Genomic DNA, 16,431 nt, shown 5'->3' on the forward strand with positions numbered 1-16,431 from the left:
ATTATGACTAAGCGTTATGTTCTTGTGCACGACGAAAATAAGTGCATTGGCTGCCAAGCTTGCAACGTGGCTTGCCGCAGTGAAAATAATGTTCCTGAGTCGGTGACCCGGCTGCAGGTTCGAATTGAAGGGCCATATGGCAACTTCCCAAATTTACATTTTAAGTACAACCGTGTTTCGTGCGAGCAGTGCGAAAATGCCCCTTGCGTTAAGGTTTGCCCTACAGGCGCAGCCTATGTCAACGACGATGGCATAGTGTCTATTAATGAGAACAAGTGTGTAGGTTGCCTATATTGTGTCGCAGCGTGTCCGTACAAAGTGCGCTTTATCAACCCTGAAACTAGGGCCCCTGATAAATGCGATTTCTGTAAAGACAGCCGTTTAGCCCGCGGTGAACAACCTGCTTGCGTCACAGTGTGTCCTACTCAAGCACTCACCTTTGGTGATGCTAATGACTTGAACTCTGAAGTGCGCAAGGTGTTAGACACTAAGCCCAGTTACCAACAGAAGGTAAACCTTGGTACAGAGCCAAGAGTTTATCGAATTCCAAGTCGTAGAGGAGGGATCAAAGCATGAACAATATATGGGGCTCAATGGAGCAATATGATCCCGTCGTTTGGAACTGGATCATCGCAGTATACCTATTCATGGCCGGGCTCTCTGCAGGCTCAATGTTGGTCGCTATCGGGCTAAAATGGTACAAGAAAAACCGAGGCTTGCCGACAGAAGGTTTGCCGGTGATAAAAGCGGCCGCAATTGTGGCACCTGTATCTATCAGTTTAGGTATGGCGCTGTTAGTTTTGGATTTGACTAAGCCGTTCGAGTTTTATCATATCCTGCTGAACTACAACTTAACCTCGGTGATGGCTTGGGGGGTACTGGCGTTATTGGTCTATATTCCGCTGGTGTTTGTGTTTGCAGCGTTAGTGTTTGAGAAGCAGGTCCTGAAATATGCACCATGGCTGGCTGGGATCTTAAAAGTCTGTCGTTTGCTTGAAAATAGTATCCATAAACTGATTTTTGTTTTGGCAATAGGAGTAGGTGCGTACACTGGCTTCTTATTATCGGCACTCATTAGCTATCCGATTTTGAACACTGCAATATTGCCAGCGCTATTTTTAACCTCGGCATTGTCAGCAGGTTCAGCAGGTAACGTGTTAGTGGCAACCTTGTTCTTTAGTAAAGAGAAGTCTGACTGTATTGACCAAGTTCATCGTATTGAATATCCAGTCGCTTTTAACGAAGCCCTCTGTTTGGTGCTGCTCTTTGTTGGATTAAACTTTTCAGGTCCTGCCGCTCAAGGTGCTTTAAGTGCGATTACTCAAGGTGTATGGGCGAGTGTATTTTGGATTGGAGTGGTAGGACTTGGTTTGCTGGTGCCCGTACTGTCGAGCATCTTTGCACCTAAGTCTTGGCGCCATACCAAGGGATTTTTGATTACCGTTTCTTGTAGCACTATTTTAGGGGTACTCGCGCTTAGACACTTTGTGGTCTACGCCGGACAAAGTTATATCAGTTAATCGGCAGTCGATGCCAGTTGACGGTGAGTTACTGTTTAAACTGGCACGGTGACTGAAACAAAAAAGCCCAAGCTATGCTTGGGCTTTTTATGATGTAAATTATGTCCCGTCCTGAGATAAGTTTTTGACTGCACTAGTGATTAATTCAGGGAAACGCAGTATCACCTCGCGGCTAATATCGAGTAGCTCACCCACACCAATAATGCGCCAGAGTTGCTCTTCTAGTTTTTTGCCTTTGTGCAGTGCATGTATCTTTATATATTCCCGTTCACGACGGATATAATCTAAGTCTGGTTTTCCGGTGGCGCCGCGATAAACTCGCAGTGCCATAAACTCACCTAACTGTCGACTCTGCTGGATAAAGTGCATTAACTGAGCGGTATCTTTAAGATCTGAATCCGTAATACACAGAACGTCTACCTTGCCTTGTGATAGCCGAGACAGTTGCACATAAACTTCATAAAACGCTAGCCCATTTTGCGGCTTCATTGTACGAATTGGCACTATGATATCGCGCTTAAGCTTTCCGTCTTGGAACAGCGGCGCTAAGTCGTATTCCAACGGTTTTTTGCTGTTGGTAGCGAATATATTGGCGATAGCATTTTGTTCAACACCAATCCCAACCGTAGATATATAGGCAGATTTCACGGTTTTTTCTAGATAGAAAGGCACTGACACCAACTTGCGCATCAGCAGGTTCTTCATACCATCGGCAAGTTCTTTTACGTCATGGTTGTTTTCCGTGAGTTTCTCAAACCTGTTTTTATTGTGTTCAATTAAACGGTTAAGAAACTCAACACCAACGTGTGGAGTATGGCCGACTTGCGCCGCAAGGTGCAAGGTGACGCCATTTTTTCGAGTGCGGATCAGTCGATAGGGTAATTGCTGCAGTACGACTTTACCGGCAATGGTTTGCAGTTTCGGAAAGCTCAGCCCGATAGGCGCAGTCTGATTAAATTCAACGGCAGTATCTGTGGTGATCTGCAGTCCTTTACTGGAGATATCTTGGGTGTAGGCGCTAGTACTGATATTTCCTTGACTCAATAGTACCGGTGTCCTAAAGGCAAAACGCGCTTCATTACGGCGTTCGCTAAACTCCATCGAGACTTGTTTAAAACCCGCGAGTGTTAACTTTTGTTGGCCAAACACTTTGAGCTCATTAACGTTGCAGTTGTTAAGGGATTTCCAGGCTTGATACTGCCCATTAGCAGCATGGTTGGTGACATCAATCAACTGAATAACATGGGTAAATGCAGCCAGTTGAGCTTCGGTCAATGCATTATAACTGGCGTCATCGCCCGGCAATAGGCTAGCTCTGTAAGCTTGGTTGTGATCGATTGTTTGGCGTGCAACATGAAATATCCGCCAACTGGCTTTAGTTGCGCCAAAGCTGAAAAAGAGTGCTTGTAGCTGTTTATCTTGCAACTCTGCGAGAGTGGCGGAATAAAAATACTTACCGCCTTGAGCTTGAAAGGTAAAACAAAATAGCTGGCTATGCGGACTGGTTTCATCGGCGTCGATGATAGCGTGCAGTCTTGATGGCGTTAACAGCGCGTTTATTTGGCTGATGCCAGATTCATCTTTAAAGTACTGTGAAACCGCCTGATTATCTCGCCCCAACAACATATGTGTTGGTTGATATAAGGGGGGGGTATCTGCGGATGACGCACGCTTTTTATCTTCGATAAATAGCGCAAGGTGGGGGATATGCGGCAAGTAGTGCCGTTCAAAACCTAAGCCTCTCGTCGTGACCAGCACATCATTAACATCGACTTTGTAGCGATATTTATGGCCTCTGATGAGTTTGCCGAGCATGTCAGCCAAGGCGTCACTGCCTGATATTCGTTTGAGCCTTAGCCAGCTATATTCTTGATTACCTTCAATATCGACAATCTCATATTCAACACCTTGTTGTAGATCTTGATGGTAATAATCATCGCTAAGCTCGAGTAGTTTGATTTTGATAGGCTGTTTTACATTGAGTGTCTGCTTGGCTGGCAGACGAATTCTTGCGCCGCCGACCGATAGATCAACGGTGATCCCCAGGTATTTCTGCATCGCTTGGGATACTTCAATTTTCATGCTGTAATTCATGCGCTCTTCGCAACGTGCAAAGTAGCTGCCCAATACAATGCCTTGCGCGACATAGGGGGCATCGACAGGGCTTACCTCAATATCTGCATTGGTGCGTGCTTTGAGTACGCGGGCTTTATGGGCGGCAATCACTTGCTCATAAACCCCTAGGGTATATTGCTCTCGATAAAGGGCTAATGCCTCTAAAAAATTGGCTTTTGTCGGTTGATCAATAAAATGGGTTTGTGTACCAAACTCGAAAGTTTCGCATTCAAGATCTGTTTTGTTGCGTAAGTCGATGACCCGAACACAGCTGGATGCAAGCCTATTAAGCTCCATCTTGAGGAGAAATCGAGTCGAATTTGACTCTTCTGCTGTGAGTTGCTCAAACAAGGCATGGAAATCGGGTTCCATTAGCAAAGGCGTCAGTTGTTCTATTAGCGCATTATGCAGATCTAAACTCATCTATTACTTCTTTTTGGATGCTTATTGGGCCAATGGCTGATAGGCTCATGGGCAAGTTTTTGTGGGAAAAAATTAATTTCCAGTACTATCTTCCTTGTACCCTTAGCTATCGGCTGAAAACGCCGATACTTTATCGACTTTATACTACCTAGAAAGAATCATGGCAAAGAATAAAACAGCTTACGTATGTAATGAATGTGGTCAAGACTTTCCTCGCTGGCAGGGCCAATGTAGCGCTTGCCAAGAATGGAATACCATTAGTGAACTTAAGATCTCTACCGCAAAACCCACCACTGCAACCCGTTTAGGTTACGCAGGCTCTGTGGGCGGCGGTTCTAAAAAGCTGAACGAGATAGAAGAGGTCGATGCGGAAAAGAGATTGACTGGCATTGGTGAGCTAGACCGGGTGTTGTGCGGTGGCCTAACAACAGGTTCAGTCAACATTATCTCTGGTGATCCAGGAGCCGGTAAAACCACACTGTTATCCGATTTAGTCTCGCGTATGTCGCAATCAATGCCGTCGCTTTATTGTACCGCTGAAGAATCATTGTCGCAGTTTAAGAATCGCGTCAACCGTTTAAAGCTCAATTGTAATGAAGACAACCTTTACCTTATGGCTGAAACGAGCGTTGAAGCGATTATTGCTGAGTTAGAAGCGAAGCAGGTGAAGTTTGCGGTGATTGACTCTATTCAAGCCGTAGTCACTGAAATGGCTAACGGTAGCCCAGGTTCCCCTTCACAAGTGAAGGGCAGCGCACAGGCATTGACGCAGTTTTGTAAACAAAACAATGTCACCATGTTTTTGGTCGCTCATGTGAACAAGAATAATGAAACGGCAGGGCCACAAACCCTGATCCACATTGTTGACTGTTTAACGCATATTGAGTGTAACGATGGTCAAATTCGTACGCTTAGAGCTAACAAAAACCGTTTTGGTGATGTCGATACCGTGGGTATTTTTCGCATGACTGAGCGCGGCATGTTGAGTGTCGATAACCCGAGTGAAATATTCCTTTCTGGCTCGAGTACCGATTCTGCCGGCGCCGCTATTACCTGTATTCGAAAGGGCAATCGCAATTTGTTGCTTGAAATCCAGTGTTTAACCACTGAAACCGAGGGTGAGTTTCCGCAGCGAGTCTGCGTCGGGCTCAATATGAATCGGATTAAGATGTTAACTGGGATTTTACGTAAGCATACCAAAACCAAGATTTTCCACGACACTTACTTTAACTTAGTCGGTGGCTTAAAAATAGATGAGTCTGAAACCTGCATCGATCTTGCGTTGGTTGCGGCTTTACTGAGTAGTTTAAACGATTTTATTGTGCCGAGAACGACTTGCATCATGGGCGAGCTGAGTCTTAATGGTGACGTTAGGCCGATAGACAGTGGCGTGCCTAGAGTGAAAGAAGCGGTGCAGCATGGCTTTACCGAAATCTATATCCCTTTTAGGAACTACCATAAGTCGATGGAAGGGCTAGGAGCGACAATTCACTCTGTTAAAACCATTCATGAGCTCATTGAACTTATCAATTAGTGATGCATTTATGAGAAATGCATCCATGGGAAGTACCACCCTGAAAAGTGGTTATTTCCCTTGGTTGTGTGTATCAATAAATAGGGCTAGTTCTCGGTCGAGTAAGCTAGGGTCACCGACATTGAGCTCTATCAATCTTCTCAGGTGGCTAATACTTTCAACATCAATATGGCTGCAAGCCAAGCCTAATAGGTTGTCTTTTTGGTGAACAAGTTGAGTTTCCATATGCAGTTGTATATCGGAATCACCAATAGTGAAGCTAAGCTGCATCGCTTGGTTGCTCGGCGTAAACTGTTTTGGTCGTTCAATGAGGGCACCATTGAGGCTGATATCCAATAGCGTTGTTTGCCATACTGTGTCGTTACATCGCAGCTGTGCTTGATTGGCCAATAAAACACGTGAAAATAGTCGTCTTTCATCCATAGTGATTCCCTTCTAATTTTCTATTTTAAACTTTAGCTTTTGAACTGTCCCTGTTATACCACTTAAACACCGCTTTGGAGTATGTCTAAAGCACCGTTATTTCTCATAAATCATTCCAAAGTAAGCGTAATAAATGACGTTTACTTTAATAAATGTTATCTAACTAACCTGAACTCGGGATAATGAGTGTTTAGATGTTCTGAAGTATCTTTTAAAATCATCAGCTTAATAATTTTGTATTTCTCATATATCTGACAGTTTTGCTCGATGCCAAAATTATTGCTTATATCAAGGCGAGGTTTTGTACGTAATAGCACGCTATTACTAGAAAGCTCAACACAGATAGGGGCGATAATAGGGGGATTGAGCTGCACTGCTTATCCCGAGTTCAGGTTAACTAGTGCGTTCTAACACGTAAGATTGCTGCTTAATGGCAGGTAACCCTTTTAAAATAATGGCGATGGTGACGAGCTGATAAGCGATACCTGACCAAGAGTGCAGGTGCACCGATAATGCGAGGTTTAACAGATTACTGAGTAACATGGCATAACGTAGTCGGGTTGAACTGCAATAAAAAAGCGCGTAGCTCATTAAGACTGCAGCAGCAACCGCCGCCCATTCAGACCAATGTTCAGCCCAAATAAGACCTTGTGTTACTGCTAGCGCTGAAAACACTAAAGGCAATAGTGTGATACGCCAACCACTCCGTGCCTTTTCACTACGGCAAGTCGAAAAACGGCCAATATTAAGTAGCTGATTCATCATGCCTAAGGTACTGCCAAGCAGGCCTAAGTGAATAGCGGTTAAGCAGGATGCTAAAAGATTACCTGATAATAATTTTCGGTCGCATAACTGGGCATTTGCCCACCAACCAATGGTCATCGACACAAAGCCTAATGCCTGAACCCAAAGTAAAGCTTGATGTGATAACTCGAACACTAAATGACCAACAATAACGACAACATTAAACCGGCAGTTATTGTCGTTTTTTTAGCCGTTCAAATTGTGACCTCATCGTCACTTTAGCATTTGCTTTATCATACTTCGTTTTGGTTTGTGATCTGGGTCACTCTTTTGGATCCATTAAAAACCGGAGCCTACGTTAACGTACCACGCAACGTCTTCTGGACCTTTGGCGACATCCATTCCCATGTGTAAGCCATAACGCCGGGCAATGGTGTATCTAAAGCCAACACCATAAGCATTTTGTTCATCGCTATTCCACATATCACTGCTATCTTCTCCGGCCAGTCCACCGCCTAAAAATGACAGTAGCATCCACCGAGGAGTGACTTTCCACATAAGTTGTACTTCAGCTGAACCTACATCTTGACCTTGATAGCGATTCTTCGGGATGCCACGAAGATCAATATAGGGATAGGCAAACACCGGTAAACGTTCATCACTCGAAACCGACTGGTAACGCATCTTAAAACCTAATGTCAGGCTTTTGGAAAGAGGCCAATAGTTAATGCCTTCAACATTTAAGGTTTGATATTCATGATCACTTCCCAAGCTTTCAGTAAACCAATCATATTCGACAATGTAGTTGTAACCGCGGGTGGGCAAAAAGAAATTATTCAGGCTATCGTATTCAAGTATGGCCCCGAGCGAGGATACTTTAGGTGATGTGTCAACGATGTCTGTTAATCGATGGATCAGCTCAGGTGGAATGGTGTTGATATCGCGTCGATTACTCATATCTACCTGCAGAAATTTCTGCGCTACACCAACAAACAGCGCAGTATCGGCGACTCGATACTGCAATTTTTGTAGTAGTGCATAGCCTTGCATATTGAGATCAATCGACAGGGCATCGGCAAAGTCAGCTTGGCTGTAATAGCTCATGTTAATATCGCCATAGCCGCCACCCACCAAGTAGCGAATACTGTCTTTGTCCCAGGTTTGCCTATGACCGGCAAACCCCATTTTAGAGCCGTTATCGGTTGCGCCGACACCGACCACTGAAATACCTGGTGTTAGCAGTTGTGCACCACCATCAATAGAGCGGGTGGCCACCTGTTTTCTTTTTTCACGTTGCTCAGGGCTCTCATGCAGAAATAGTCCCATAACAGCCAGTCCGTTGCCTACTGAAGGCTCGGTAATAATGCTGGGTACGGGGAGAAAACCATAGGCATTTTCAGCTAAGTACTCACCCGCATCAAAATAGCCATCAATGGGGTCAAAGAAATCGACTGCACTGGCCTCTACGGCAAAAGTACAACACAGAATGACTGAAGTTTTTAGCGCTATATTATTATGATTCATTACGTTAATCATTCCCTCGTTAACGAATTATCAGTATAGATGTTAGCTGCTAGATTGTTTTAAACTCCCTTGTATCGAGCTCAATATCACCGTTATTGGCGTTTGGTAGTCATTTTCTTGAGCAAACGATAGCGACATTTTCTGCTAAGATACGCGCATACCGTGCCTGACTTAGTCACCATAAAAATTTAAGGAAATGGGTCGTGTCTTTTTCATCCCTATTATTAAGCGATACTTTACTTAGCGTACTCACGCAAAAAGGCTATATCGAACCAACGCCAATTCAATTGGCTGCGATCCCAGCCATTTTAGCGGGCCAAGATCTGATGGCCAGTGCTCAGACTGGCACCGGAAAAACGGCTGCATTTACCTTACCCTTACTGCAAAAGTTAACCGAGCAAACAGAAGCTTGCCAGCCAAAGGTACTGCGGGTATTAGTGCTGGTGCCAACAAGAGAACTTGCTCTACAGGTTAATAAGAGTATTGCTGAATATGGTGCCAACACCGCGGTCAAGAGTACGGTGATCTATGGTGGTGTCAGTATTGATGCTCAGGCTCAAAAATTAGCCGATGGCGTCGATATTGTGGTGGCAACGCCTGGGCGTTTGCTTGATCACCTGCGTCGAGGTTCTTTGTCGTTATCTGCAATAGACACCTTGGTATTTGACGAAGCCGATAGAATGCTGGATATGGGGTTTATGGATGAAATTAATGCCATATTAAAACAGCTACCACCACAGCGGCAGACACTGCTTTTTTCAGCAACATTTTCGAAAGTTATTTTTGAACTGAGCAAAAGACTACTACAGCAACCGATCAGGATTGAAGCTAATCAAGCCAACAGCACTGCGGATAATGTTGAACAGATTGTTTATGCGGTCGATAGCGATAGAAAACCTGAGCTGATAAGCCACCTTATTAACAAAGGTCAATGGCAACAGGTGTTGATATTTAGCCGTAAGAAGCAGACCGTCGATACGATTACCCAAAAGCTGATTGCAGCAGGCGTTGAAGCCAAAGCACTGCATGGCGATTTGAGCCAAGGTGCGAGAGAGCACGTGCTCGACGATTTTAAGATGGGGAAAATCAAGGCGCTGGTGGCCACTGATGTTGCCGCACGTGGGCTGGATATTATAGCGCTTGATTATGTGATTAATTATGAACTGCCCTTTATTGCAGAAGACTATATTCACCGTATTGGCCGTACAGGCCGCGCAGGTAATAAGGGCAAAGCAATAACACTCTACAGTGAAGATGACGCACTGTTACTCGAAGAGCTCGAATCGTTATTGGATAAACGCCTTCCGCAGCAGTGGTTAGCGGGCTTTGAGCCTGATCTTACCAAGGTTGAACCTGTGGCGCGTAAGAACAGTAAATCGGCACAAAGGCAGCGCGCCAAAAAGCGCGCATTAGCGGGTAGCAAGCGCGGACGTTAAAGTGTCATTTTTTGCGGTGCTGATGACTGTTCAGTGGTGCTTCCCATCTAACCCACACGGATGTGGGAATGCCTGAATGATACCTGGAATGTCACAGGTCTTATAGGTCAGACCAAGGAGATGTCAGCCCCTCGAAAGCGATGTCCACGCCTGAGTGGGCATTAGGGATGTTACTTTACAAGGTGTCCTCTGGTACTTCGGCAACTTCTATGGGGATGATGGCTATCGTCACCACTGAGTGTTATTTAAAGCCTGAGCATTTTTATAGAAAAGTACATTATTCAGACCAATACCAACTGGTCACGTTATAGCGATATTCATCGGTATATTCAGCATTTAACTTTTCAACCCAGTGTTCAGAGCCTTTTGATGATGGATCAAATAAAACACAGCGGTTATATAAAGGCGCAATACTCATAGGCTGATTATTTTCACCGATAAACGTGAGTTGACCTCCGGCATTGTTGTGCCACTCTTTATTTAAATACAACAGCATACAGATTTCTCTTCCGGGGGAGTCATCTGCATGTAGCTCAACAAAGTCGGTAGCACCTAAGCGAAAATAATTGCTGTTAATGTCAGGGTCTTCGACATTCATATCGGTTATCGTCACATTAAAAATACGTGATAACAGCGACATAAACTCATCCCCGCGCAAAAATGACAACAAATTCTGCGCTATATCGGCAGAGGTGTTGTTGGAACTCGCCGTTGCACGTTGCCACACATCTCGCTGTACAAAGCGTTGCTCTGCGGTGGTATTTTCCCATTGGGCGTCATCGACATATAAAGCAGAATAAGTATGTTTTTGAGTTTGCCAGTCATGCGGCTGCTGCAGCACCTTGATTACGTCATCGAGTCTGTCTTCATCAAGTAAGTTATCAATCACGATATGATGGGGGCAAGAGTTCAATAAAGACTCTCGATATGCAACTATCCTAGAATCGATTAGCTGTTCTTCATTTAACCACATTGAAACGACCCGTTTGTATCTTTAGCGCATCGGCTCAAGATTTGATAATACAGGCTTGGATAATAACGCCTATCACCGACTCTTTAAAATCATTAACAGAAAATTAAAGAACTAATCTCCGCCGAGATAGATGTCATCTTTAATTAGCTTGCGGCAGGTGTTGAGCAACACTTGGCGTTCTTCAACAGTCAGTGGCCCAAAAAATTGTTCATTAATATCAGCAATGATGACACTGGCTTCATTTTTTACTGTCTCGCCTTTGTCGGTGATCACTAAATATTTGGCCTTTTTATTGGCTTCGTTTTTATACGCTTCAATCAAGCCGCGTTTAATACAATTATCAACTAATCGCTTTGTGGCACTGCGTTCACGAAGTAGTGCATCGGCTAGTCCCTGTTGCATTAATTTGCCATGATGAGATAACACTTTTAGCGCGCCAAGCATTTCGATACTAATGTTGAGCTTAGATGATAAAGCTTGATTAGATAAGGTTCTAAACTGCTTGTAAGCTAGCCCCATCATAAACGAAGCACTAGTTTCGAACTCTGGTATTAAATTGACTCCAGTCGACATGATTCTCTCTGATTTTCGATAGCTGAAAAACTAAAAACAATATACCTAAAGTGACAGCAAGTTCCCATGCTCTAAGCAAGATACTCTCTAATCCGAAGCCTGAAGTCCCTAAGTAGAGTTGTATTGGTAAAACCGTGGCTAACATCGCATCACTATGGGTGTCTCTATCTGTATTTGACGACCTTACCATCGCCATTGCCATCGCAAAAATAGCCACGCCTAAGATCAAAGCATAATAGCTTAAAATTGTTTGGTGTCCCGCTATCGCAATACTCATCACCATGGCTATGGCACAGCCACTGATTTGCGTGATAAATCGACGTGAAACAACTTGTTGATAACGCTTCTTATCGACTTGAATAGCCGCTGCTATCACTGGCACCATGCAAAATGTGGCTGAAATAAGATCGATGTTCATTAGTACTACGATACCGGTACCAATAAATGCCATCGTCAGCAGACGTTGCTTATAAGTGACTTTAGTCCTGTTAAAGGTGGGTGGACTCGGTTGTTTTTCTAAAGGGAAAAGTGCCACCATCATTTTAGCGATGATGATGGTGATCAACATTGACAGACCCACTTCATCAATGCGGTCCGGCATACTTTGGCTACTGAATTGTGAAAAAATGACAATCAGTACCCAGTTAAAAATAGGCATGATTGCCGCGCCCAATTTAGCGGGTGTATCAGCCTTTTTACGCATATAGTCGATAAACAACAAGCTTATCGTCCACACAATAAAGGGATGAGATTGGAATGTTTCAGCAACAATTAGTGCGATACAAGCCGCAATAAAGGTAGGGGCAAAGGTTTTCAATAAACCTAACCAGGAGTAGTCCTTCACTTTGGTCATCGCTATTGTGGGGTAAAGTGCCAAATATACGGTGGATTCAAAATCAAGCATCTGACCCAGCAGCATACAAAGCGTGATCACAAGGGTAATTCGAATGGCCTCGTTGCGTTGAGATAATGTCTTAAACATAGGCAACCTGCTTAGTAGATATAACGGAAATAGCTAACGAGTTTCATCCAACTCAATGCGAAGGAGTCGATCACGCTATTGCCATTTAACACCATGACACTCGCCCTAGAGCCTGAGATCAATTTTGTATCCAGTTCCTTAACAGAAATACGGGTGCGTATTTTTTGTTGTTCACGGATCCAGCGATCATCGTTTGTCACATCTGACAATAGACTGCCGACACTCGATGAATCATATATTGCGCGATCTTGATTAATAATATGGCCAGAAAATATTTGTCCAGGTAATGCATCAAACACAAGCACTACCTCAACACCAGTGGTAAAAAAATTGACACCTTTCTCATTAAAATCAGCGTTAATCCAGCTATTCAGCTCGTTAACTAAAAACAAACTGATTTCGCCAGTATTGAGGTAAGTCCCAGCTTCTAACTGTAAGTTACTCACCGAACCATCGACTTGAGCAATGATATCGGTATGAATAAGATCCAGCGTTTTTTGCTCTAGCTTAGCTCTTGCAAGCTCAATTGCAGCACTGTCTTGTTTTTGTGCCAGCTCCGCGGCAATTCTTAGTACTTCAGCATCGGCTGCGATGATGGAGCTTTGTGCAACAGAATAAGAAAGCTGAACATCTTCAAGCTCTTCAGTGGTGATCAGCCCGCCCTTTAGCAAGGTTTGATAGCGTGTTAACTTTCGAAGCCAATTGTCATTCTCGGCCTGACGCTGAAGTCGTTCTTGCTTGGCTTTTGACAGCTCCTGCCATTTAGCGGAGTCAGCTTCTTTTGCCTGATGTAGTTCTGCTTCAGCCTCTTTGACCGCAATTAGATAGCCCGCTTTATCTATGCTGTAGAGCAGCTGCCCTTTATGTATCTGTTGACCGTTTTTAACATGGATCTGAGTCACCACGCCAGGCACCTCAGAAGCAATTGTCGCAACACTCTTTTGCACACTTGCTTGAGTTGTAAATGGTGCAATGTTGTCAGAGACAATTAGGAAGGCAGAGAACCCCAGTGCAACAGCTAAAACTAACCAACTGATGTATTTGTAAAAACTATCATTCATATTCATTTTTAACCCGATTATTTATGTCACTCATAACGGGGTTTGCCAATATTATAAATACAATATTACCCCTTTATTCTATATTGTTGTGCATGCAACATTTAAAATGGTACGTTAAAGTTGTTGTATGCGCAACAATATTTGGTTTCGCGTTAATCATGCTTTTTGTTAGCTTTGATGGGGAAGGGGGTTTTAGTTTTTAAGTTAAAAACTTAAATGCTAGATGATGGTGGCTTTCTAAGCCTGTTTCGATACGGCAAAGGCCTTCGATTTCAGAGATGAAGTCGCAAAACGTGACTCTACTGTATCTGTAGATGGGTCGACTGTAGGTGATTGGAACTTCGCCCTCGGTTATTAATAAAGAGTCGAGTAAGAAGGACTGCTCGTTTGATGTGAATGGATTCATAAATGCCGCGATGGATAGTCATTGATGTTCCCGACATCATAATTACATTTCCTATATCCATATGGGGAAGATGCCAGCGAGCGGTTTATCTTAGTTGTATCCACAGCTGGCTAAGCGTATTGCGCAGCTATTAAAATGGGTGCCTAATTGATACTGGCCAGAACCTGTCTAGCTTTAGGAGAAAAGCCCGATATGTTAGAGTGAAGTGGTAAAGTTATTGAGCTAGCGAATAGGTAACATTAGTGGATAAAATCAAAATTAATTCAAAAATATACGATCTCGATATTTTTACATTAGCCGTCTTTAAATCCATTTATGTAAATGGTAGCGCGAATGTAACCGCTAGGCTATTAAGTGTTTCAGCATCAAAAATAGCTAGGTCTCTAAAGGCATTGCGAGCAACATTTGATGATGAACTTTTCATCAGGCGTCATCAAGGTCTAAAACCGACTCCGCTATCTGATATTTTGTTTCTACCGATTAGCCAATTTGTGGATTTAGCATCGCATATAGAAGATGTTTCTCTATCTGAGCCGCTAGAAAGTCCTACTGAAGTGCTAAGAGTTGCTGTTAGCCCTGGGTTAATTTGTTTCGTAGCCCGCTCTCTCTATAATTTACCTTCGTTAAAATTCGAATTGTTAAATTGGGATGAAAACTCCCCTGAACGTTTGCATAATGGTGAGATCGATTTAGGGTTATGTTTAGGTAAACAACAAACAAAAAATCTTGAGACAGAGGTGATTGGTACGATTAAAAATTTGTGTGTAGTTGGTAATGATAAACATCCTATATGGGATATGAATGATCCTATTATATTAGAAGATTTGTCTAAGCATCCTTTCGTATATCAAGAGATAAAAGGATTCAATGATAAAGTAGATCCATTTGAAGTTTTTTGCCAAAAAGAAGGTGTTAAATTAACCAGCACCCATAAAGTTATTGGTCTAGAAACTTTATATGCACATTTACTCACCATGAAGAGCTTGGCTATTGAATCTTCTTCTGAGTGTGACGTGCTTAATTCATTACCAGGTATTCGTTCTGAAAGAATGGCTTTAGACCAAGCTAAACGATTACTGCAAAGCATGGTATCTCCAGATTTTTATATCATAGAAAGAGAAAGTAAATACCGTAAGTATTCCCAATCCGTGCGAAGTGAACTTTGCAATATCATTTCAAAATCGATAGATTTATAAACATAAATCTATTGCTTTTGAAATTCATGAGCGCTGATTTTATTTCATTCGCTTAATCGCAATTCATTTTAAATAAAAAATGAAGGCTCGATAAATCAAGCCTTCATTACACTTAGTGAGACTAAAAAAGATGGTATCGAGTGATATTAGAAATTATGTACTTTATTAATATTATCCGATGTATGGCAAACTGAACATGCTTCTCGAGGAAGAACGACATCGAGGATCATTGAGCCATTAATCGTTGCATTTACACCATCAATAATTTTAGTTTCAAATGTTGCACCGTTTGACGTCATATGACTACGCAATGCTTCATTTTTCTCGCCAGGTTTTCCTGCATGACATGACCAACACGTAGCCGCCGCAGGACTCGTAGCGTAACGAGGCGCATCTTTCTCGTATACTTTACGAGTGATGACCGCCGTGCCTTTCTCTATTGCATCTAAGTTAGCAGTACCTTCAACATGACACTGGCTACAATCACTAAGACGTGCAGGATATTCGAATGCTCTGCGCTGTTCGATCTCTACCGTTTTACCGTTAGGATCAGTAGCTATAATGCCACCAGTTTGTTGCTCTTCACGACCTTGAGCATGCATTGCATGAACAAAGACATTCCAAGCCAGGTGGTCTGTAAGAGGATCTTTCGGAGCAATACCATTTAACAGGTGAGCTTCATCCCATTCAGAACTTCCTGGTGCATGACACGCTGCACATTGCTGCTCCATATCATTACGAGAATCACCGTGTTCAGCATAACCTTGATCACCATGACAAGCTGCACAAGTCTCGTTAGTGACTATAGTACGACGGCCTTTCTCAACTAATCCATTCTTGTTGAAAAAAGCGACTGAAGAACGTACAGTTCCTGTTGCTTCACTGCCTTTTAGAGGTTTCCCTGTATCAGGGTCAATGAAAATAACAGTTTCGATTGCGATGATGCCTGTTTTGTTCTCTGTGCCAACAGGAATAATTAATCCGTTGCTAGCTCTAGTGCTAATCGTTGGATCCGGTACACCAGATACCTTGTAGGTATATTCACCTTTCTCGGGAACTGAACGTATTATCATCTCGTTTGGTGCGTTATTGAAGCTGACGTTATTAGCATGGCTCGCTCTAGCCGATAACTCACCGTCAGAATTAGGCACTAAGCCAGGATTCCCTTCAGCTTCCAAAGCAAGAAAGTGATATGCATTTTCTGCATCCCAAGCGAAACTGACATCTAGATATTTAAACCAACCCGCTTCGATTGGACTCACCGTGATTGGCGCGCCTTCGCTATCGGTTACTCGAATGGTAACTTCCAATTCCGCCGTTTGATATTGACCACCGTCATACCTAGATGAAAGCGTTGGTAAAATTGTTGGTTGTACATCCAAAATGTCAATTTTAACAGTGTCTAGTGTTTAATGCCGTTCACTTAAGGTGAGCGGCATTTTTGTTTCTAGCATATCGTTGAGGCCGTGGCTTTACTGTTCTGGGGAATGTTCTTTCCCGCCGGGGTTCAAGTACCAAGCT

Annotated in this window: 14 protein-coding genes; 5 read left to right on the plus strand and 9 right to left on the minus strand. The window is 43.3% G+C overall.

Going from position 1 to position 16,431, the window contains the following annotated elements; all coding sequences use genetic code 11:
- Window positions 1–3: 3 nt before the first annotated feature.
- Window positions 4–576: a 4Fe-4S dicluster domain-containing protein gene (locus tag L2729_RS10145; protein ID WP_248988152.1), complete on the plus strand. Its 573-nt coding sequence runs from the start codon at window positions 4–6 to the stop codon at window positions 574–576.
- A complete protein-coding gene (gene nrfD, locus L2729_RS10150; RefSeq protein WP_248988153.1) occupies window positions 573–1,520 on the plus strand; it encodes an NrfD/PsrC family molybdoenzyme membrane anchor subunit in 948 nt (315 codons plus the stop codon). The genes L2729_RS10145 and nrfD overlap by 4 nt, the downstream gene beginning before the upstream one ends.
- 99 nt (window positions 1,521–1,619) lie before the next feature.
- Here the strand turns inward: nrfD and L2729_RS10155 are convergent, their stop codons facing one another.
- A complete protein-coding gene (locus L2729_RS10155; RefSeq protein WP_248988154.1) occupies window positions 1,620–4,058 on the minus strand; it encodes a PilZ domain-containing protein in 2,439 nt (812 codons plus the stop codon).
- Between the two features lie 160 nt (window positions 4,059–4,218).
- On the opposite strand from L2729_RS10155, the gene radA reads away from it, so the two are divergent.
- Window positions 4,219–5,592 carry a DNA repair protein RadA gene (gene radA / locus L2729_RS10160; RefSeq protein ID WP_248988155.1) on the plus strand — a complete coding sequence of 458 codons (1,374 nt, stop codon included), beginning with the start codon at window positions 4,219–4,221 and terminating at the stop codon, window positions 5,590–5,592.
- Window positions 5,593–5,643: 51 nt separating this feature from the next.
- Here radA and L2729_RS10165 read toward each other — a convergent pair whose 3' ends face one another.
- The 3 genes from L2729_RS10165 to L2729_RS10175 form a co-directional block, all read right to left on the minus strand.
- Window positions 5,644–6,015 (minus strand): PilZ domain-containing protein, encoded by a 372-nt coding sequence (locus L2729_RS10165; protein WP_248988156.1) that lies wholly within the window; start codon window positions 6,013–6,015, stop codon window positions 5,644–5,646.
- 393 nt (window positions 6,016–6,408) lie between these two features.
- Window positions 6,409–6,954, minus strand: coding sequence for a YgjV family protein (locus tag L2729_RS10170; protein WP_248988157.1), 546 nt, complete (start codon window positions 6,952–6,954; stop codon window positions 6,409–6,411).
- Between the two features lie 144 nt (window positions 6,955–7,098).
- Window positions 7,099–8,283: a BamA/TamA family outer membrane protein gene (locus L2729_RS10175; RefSeq protein WP_248988158.1), complete on the minus strand. Its 1,185-nt coding sequence runs from the start codon at window positions 8,281–8,283 to the stop codon at window positions 7,099–7,101.
- 203 nt (window positions 8,284–8,486) lie between these two features.
- Here L2729_RS10175 and L2729_RS10180 point away from each other — a divergent pair, with 203 nt between their 5' ends.
- Window positions 8,487–9,719 (plus strand): DEAD/DEAH box helicase, encoded by a 1,233-nt coding sequence (locus L2729_RS10180; RefSeq protein WP_248988159.1) that lies wholly within the window; start codon window positions 8,487–8,489, stop codon window positions 9,717–9,719.
- Between the two features lie 277 nt (window positions 9,720–9,996).
- On the opposite strand, the gene L2729_RS10185 is transcribed toward L2729_RS10180, so the two are convergent.
- The 4 genes from L2729_RS10185 to L2729_RS10200 all read right to left on the minus strand — a co-directional run bounded on the left by L2729_RS10185 (window position 9,997) and on the right by L2729_RS10200 (window position 13,314).
- On the minus strand, window positions 9,997–10,692 hold the full coding sequence (locus L2729_RS10185) for a 2OG-Fe(II) oxygenase family protein (RefSeq protein WP_248988160.1): 696 nt from the start codon (window positions 10,690–10,692) through the stop codon (window positions 9,997–9,999).
- A 111-nt stretch (window positions 10,693–10,803) separates the two neighbouring features.
- Entirely contained in the window at window positions 10,804–11,265 is a 462-nt protein-coding gene (locus L2729_RS10190; RefSeq protein ID WP_248988161.1) for a MarR family winged helix-turn-helix transcriptional regulator, read from the minus strand.
- Complete coding sequence (locus tag L2729_RS10195; protein WP_248988162.1) at window positions 11,225–12,247, minus strand: DUF2955 domain-containing protein; 1,023 nt, start codon at window positions 12,245–12,247, stop codon at window positions 11,225–11,227. Before L2729_RS10195 ends, L2729_RS10190 begins: the two co-directional genes overlap by 41 nt.
- Before the next feature lie 11 nt (window positions 12,248–12,258).
- Window positions 12,259–13,314 (minus strand): HlyD family secretion protein, encoded by a 1,056-nt coding sequence (locus L2729_RS10200; RefSeq protein WP_248988163.1) that lies wholly within the window; start codon window positions 13,312–13,314, stop codon window positions 12,259–12,261.
- 642 nt (window positions 13,315–13,956) lie between these two features.
- On the opposite strand from L2729_RS10200, the gene L2729_RS10205 reads away from it, so the two are divergent.
- Entirely contained in the window at window positions 13,957–14,910 is a 954-nt protein-coding gene (locus L2729_RS10205) for a LysR substrate-binding domain-containing protein (RefSeq protein WP_248988164.1), read from the plus strand.
- 146 nt (window positions 14,911–15,056) lie between these two features.
- Here L2729_RS10205 and L2729_RS10210 read toward each other — a convergent pair whose 3' ends face one another.
- Window positions 15,057–16,292 carry a multiheme c-type cytochrome gene (locus L2729_RS10210; RefSeq protein ID WP_248988165.1) on the minus strand — a complete coding sequence of 412 codons (1,236 nt, stop codon included), beginning with the start codon at window positions 16,290–16,292 and terminating at the stop codon, window positions 15,057–15,059.
- Window positions 16,293–16,431 lie beyond the last annotated feature (139 nt).

Source organism: Shewanella gelidimarina (assembly GCF_023283945.1).
In the GTDB taxonomy this organism is placed as follows: Bacteria; Pseudomonadota; Gammaproteobacteria; order Enterobacterales; family Shewanellaceae; genus Shewanella; species Shewanella gelidimarina.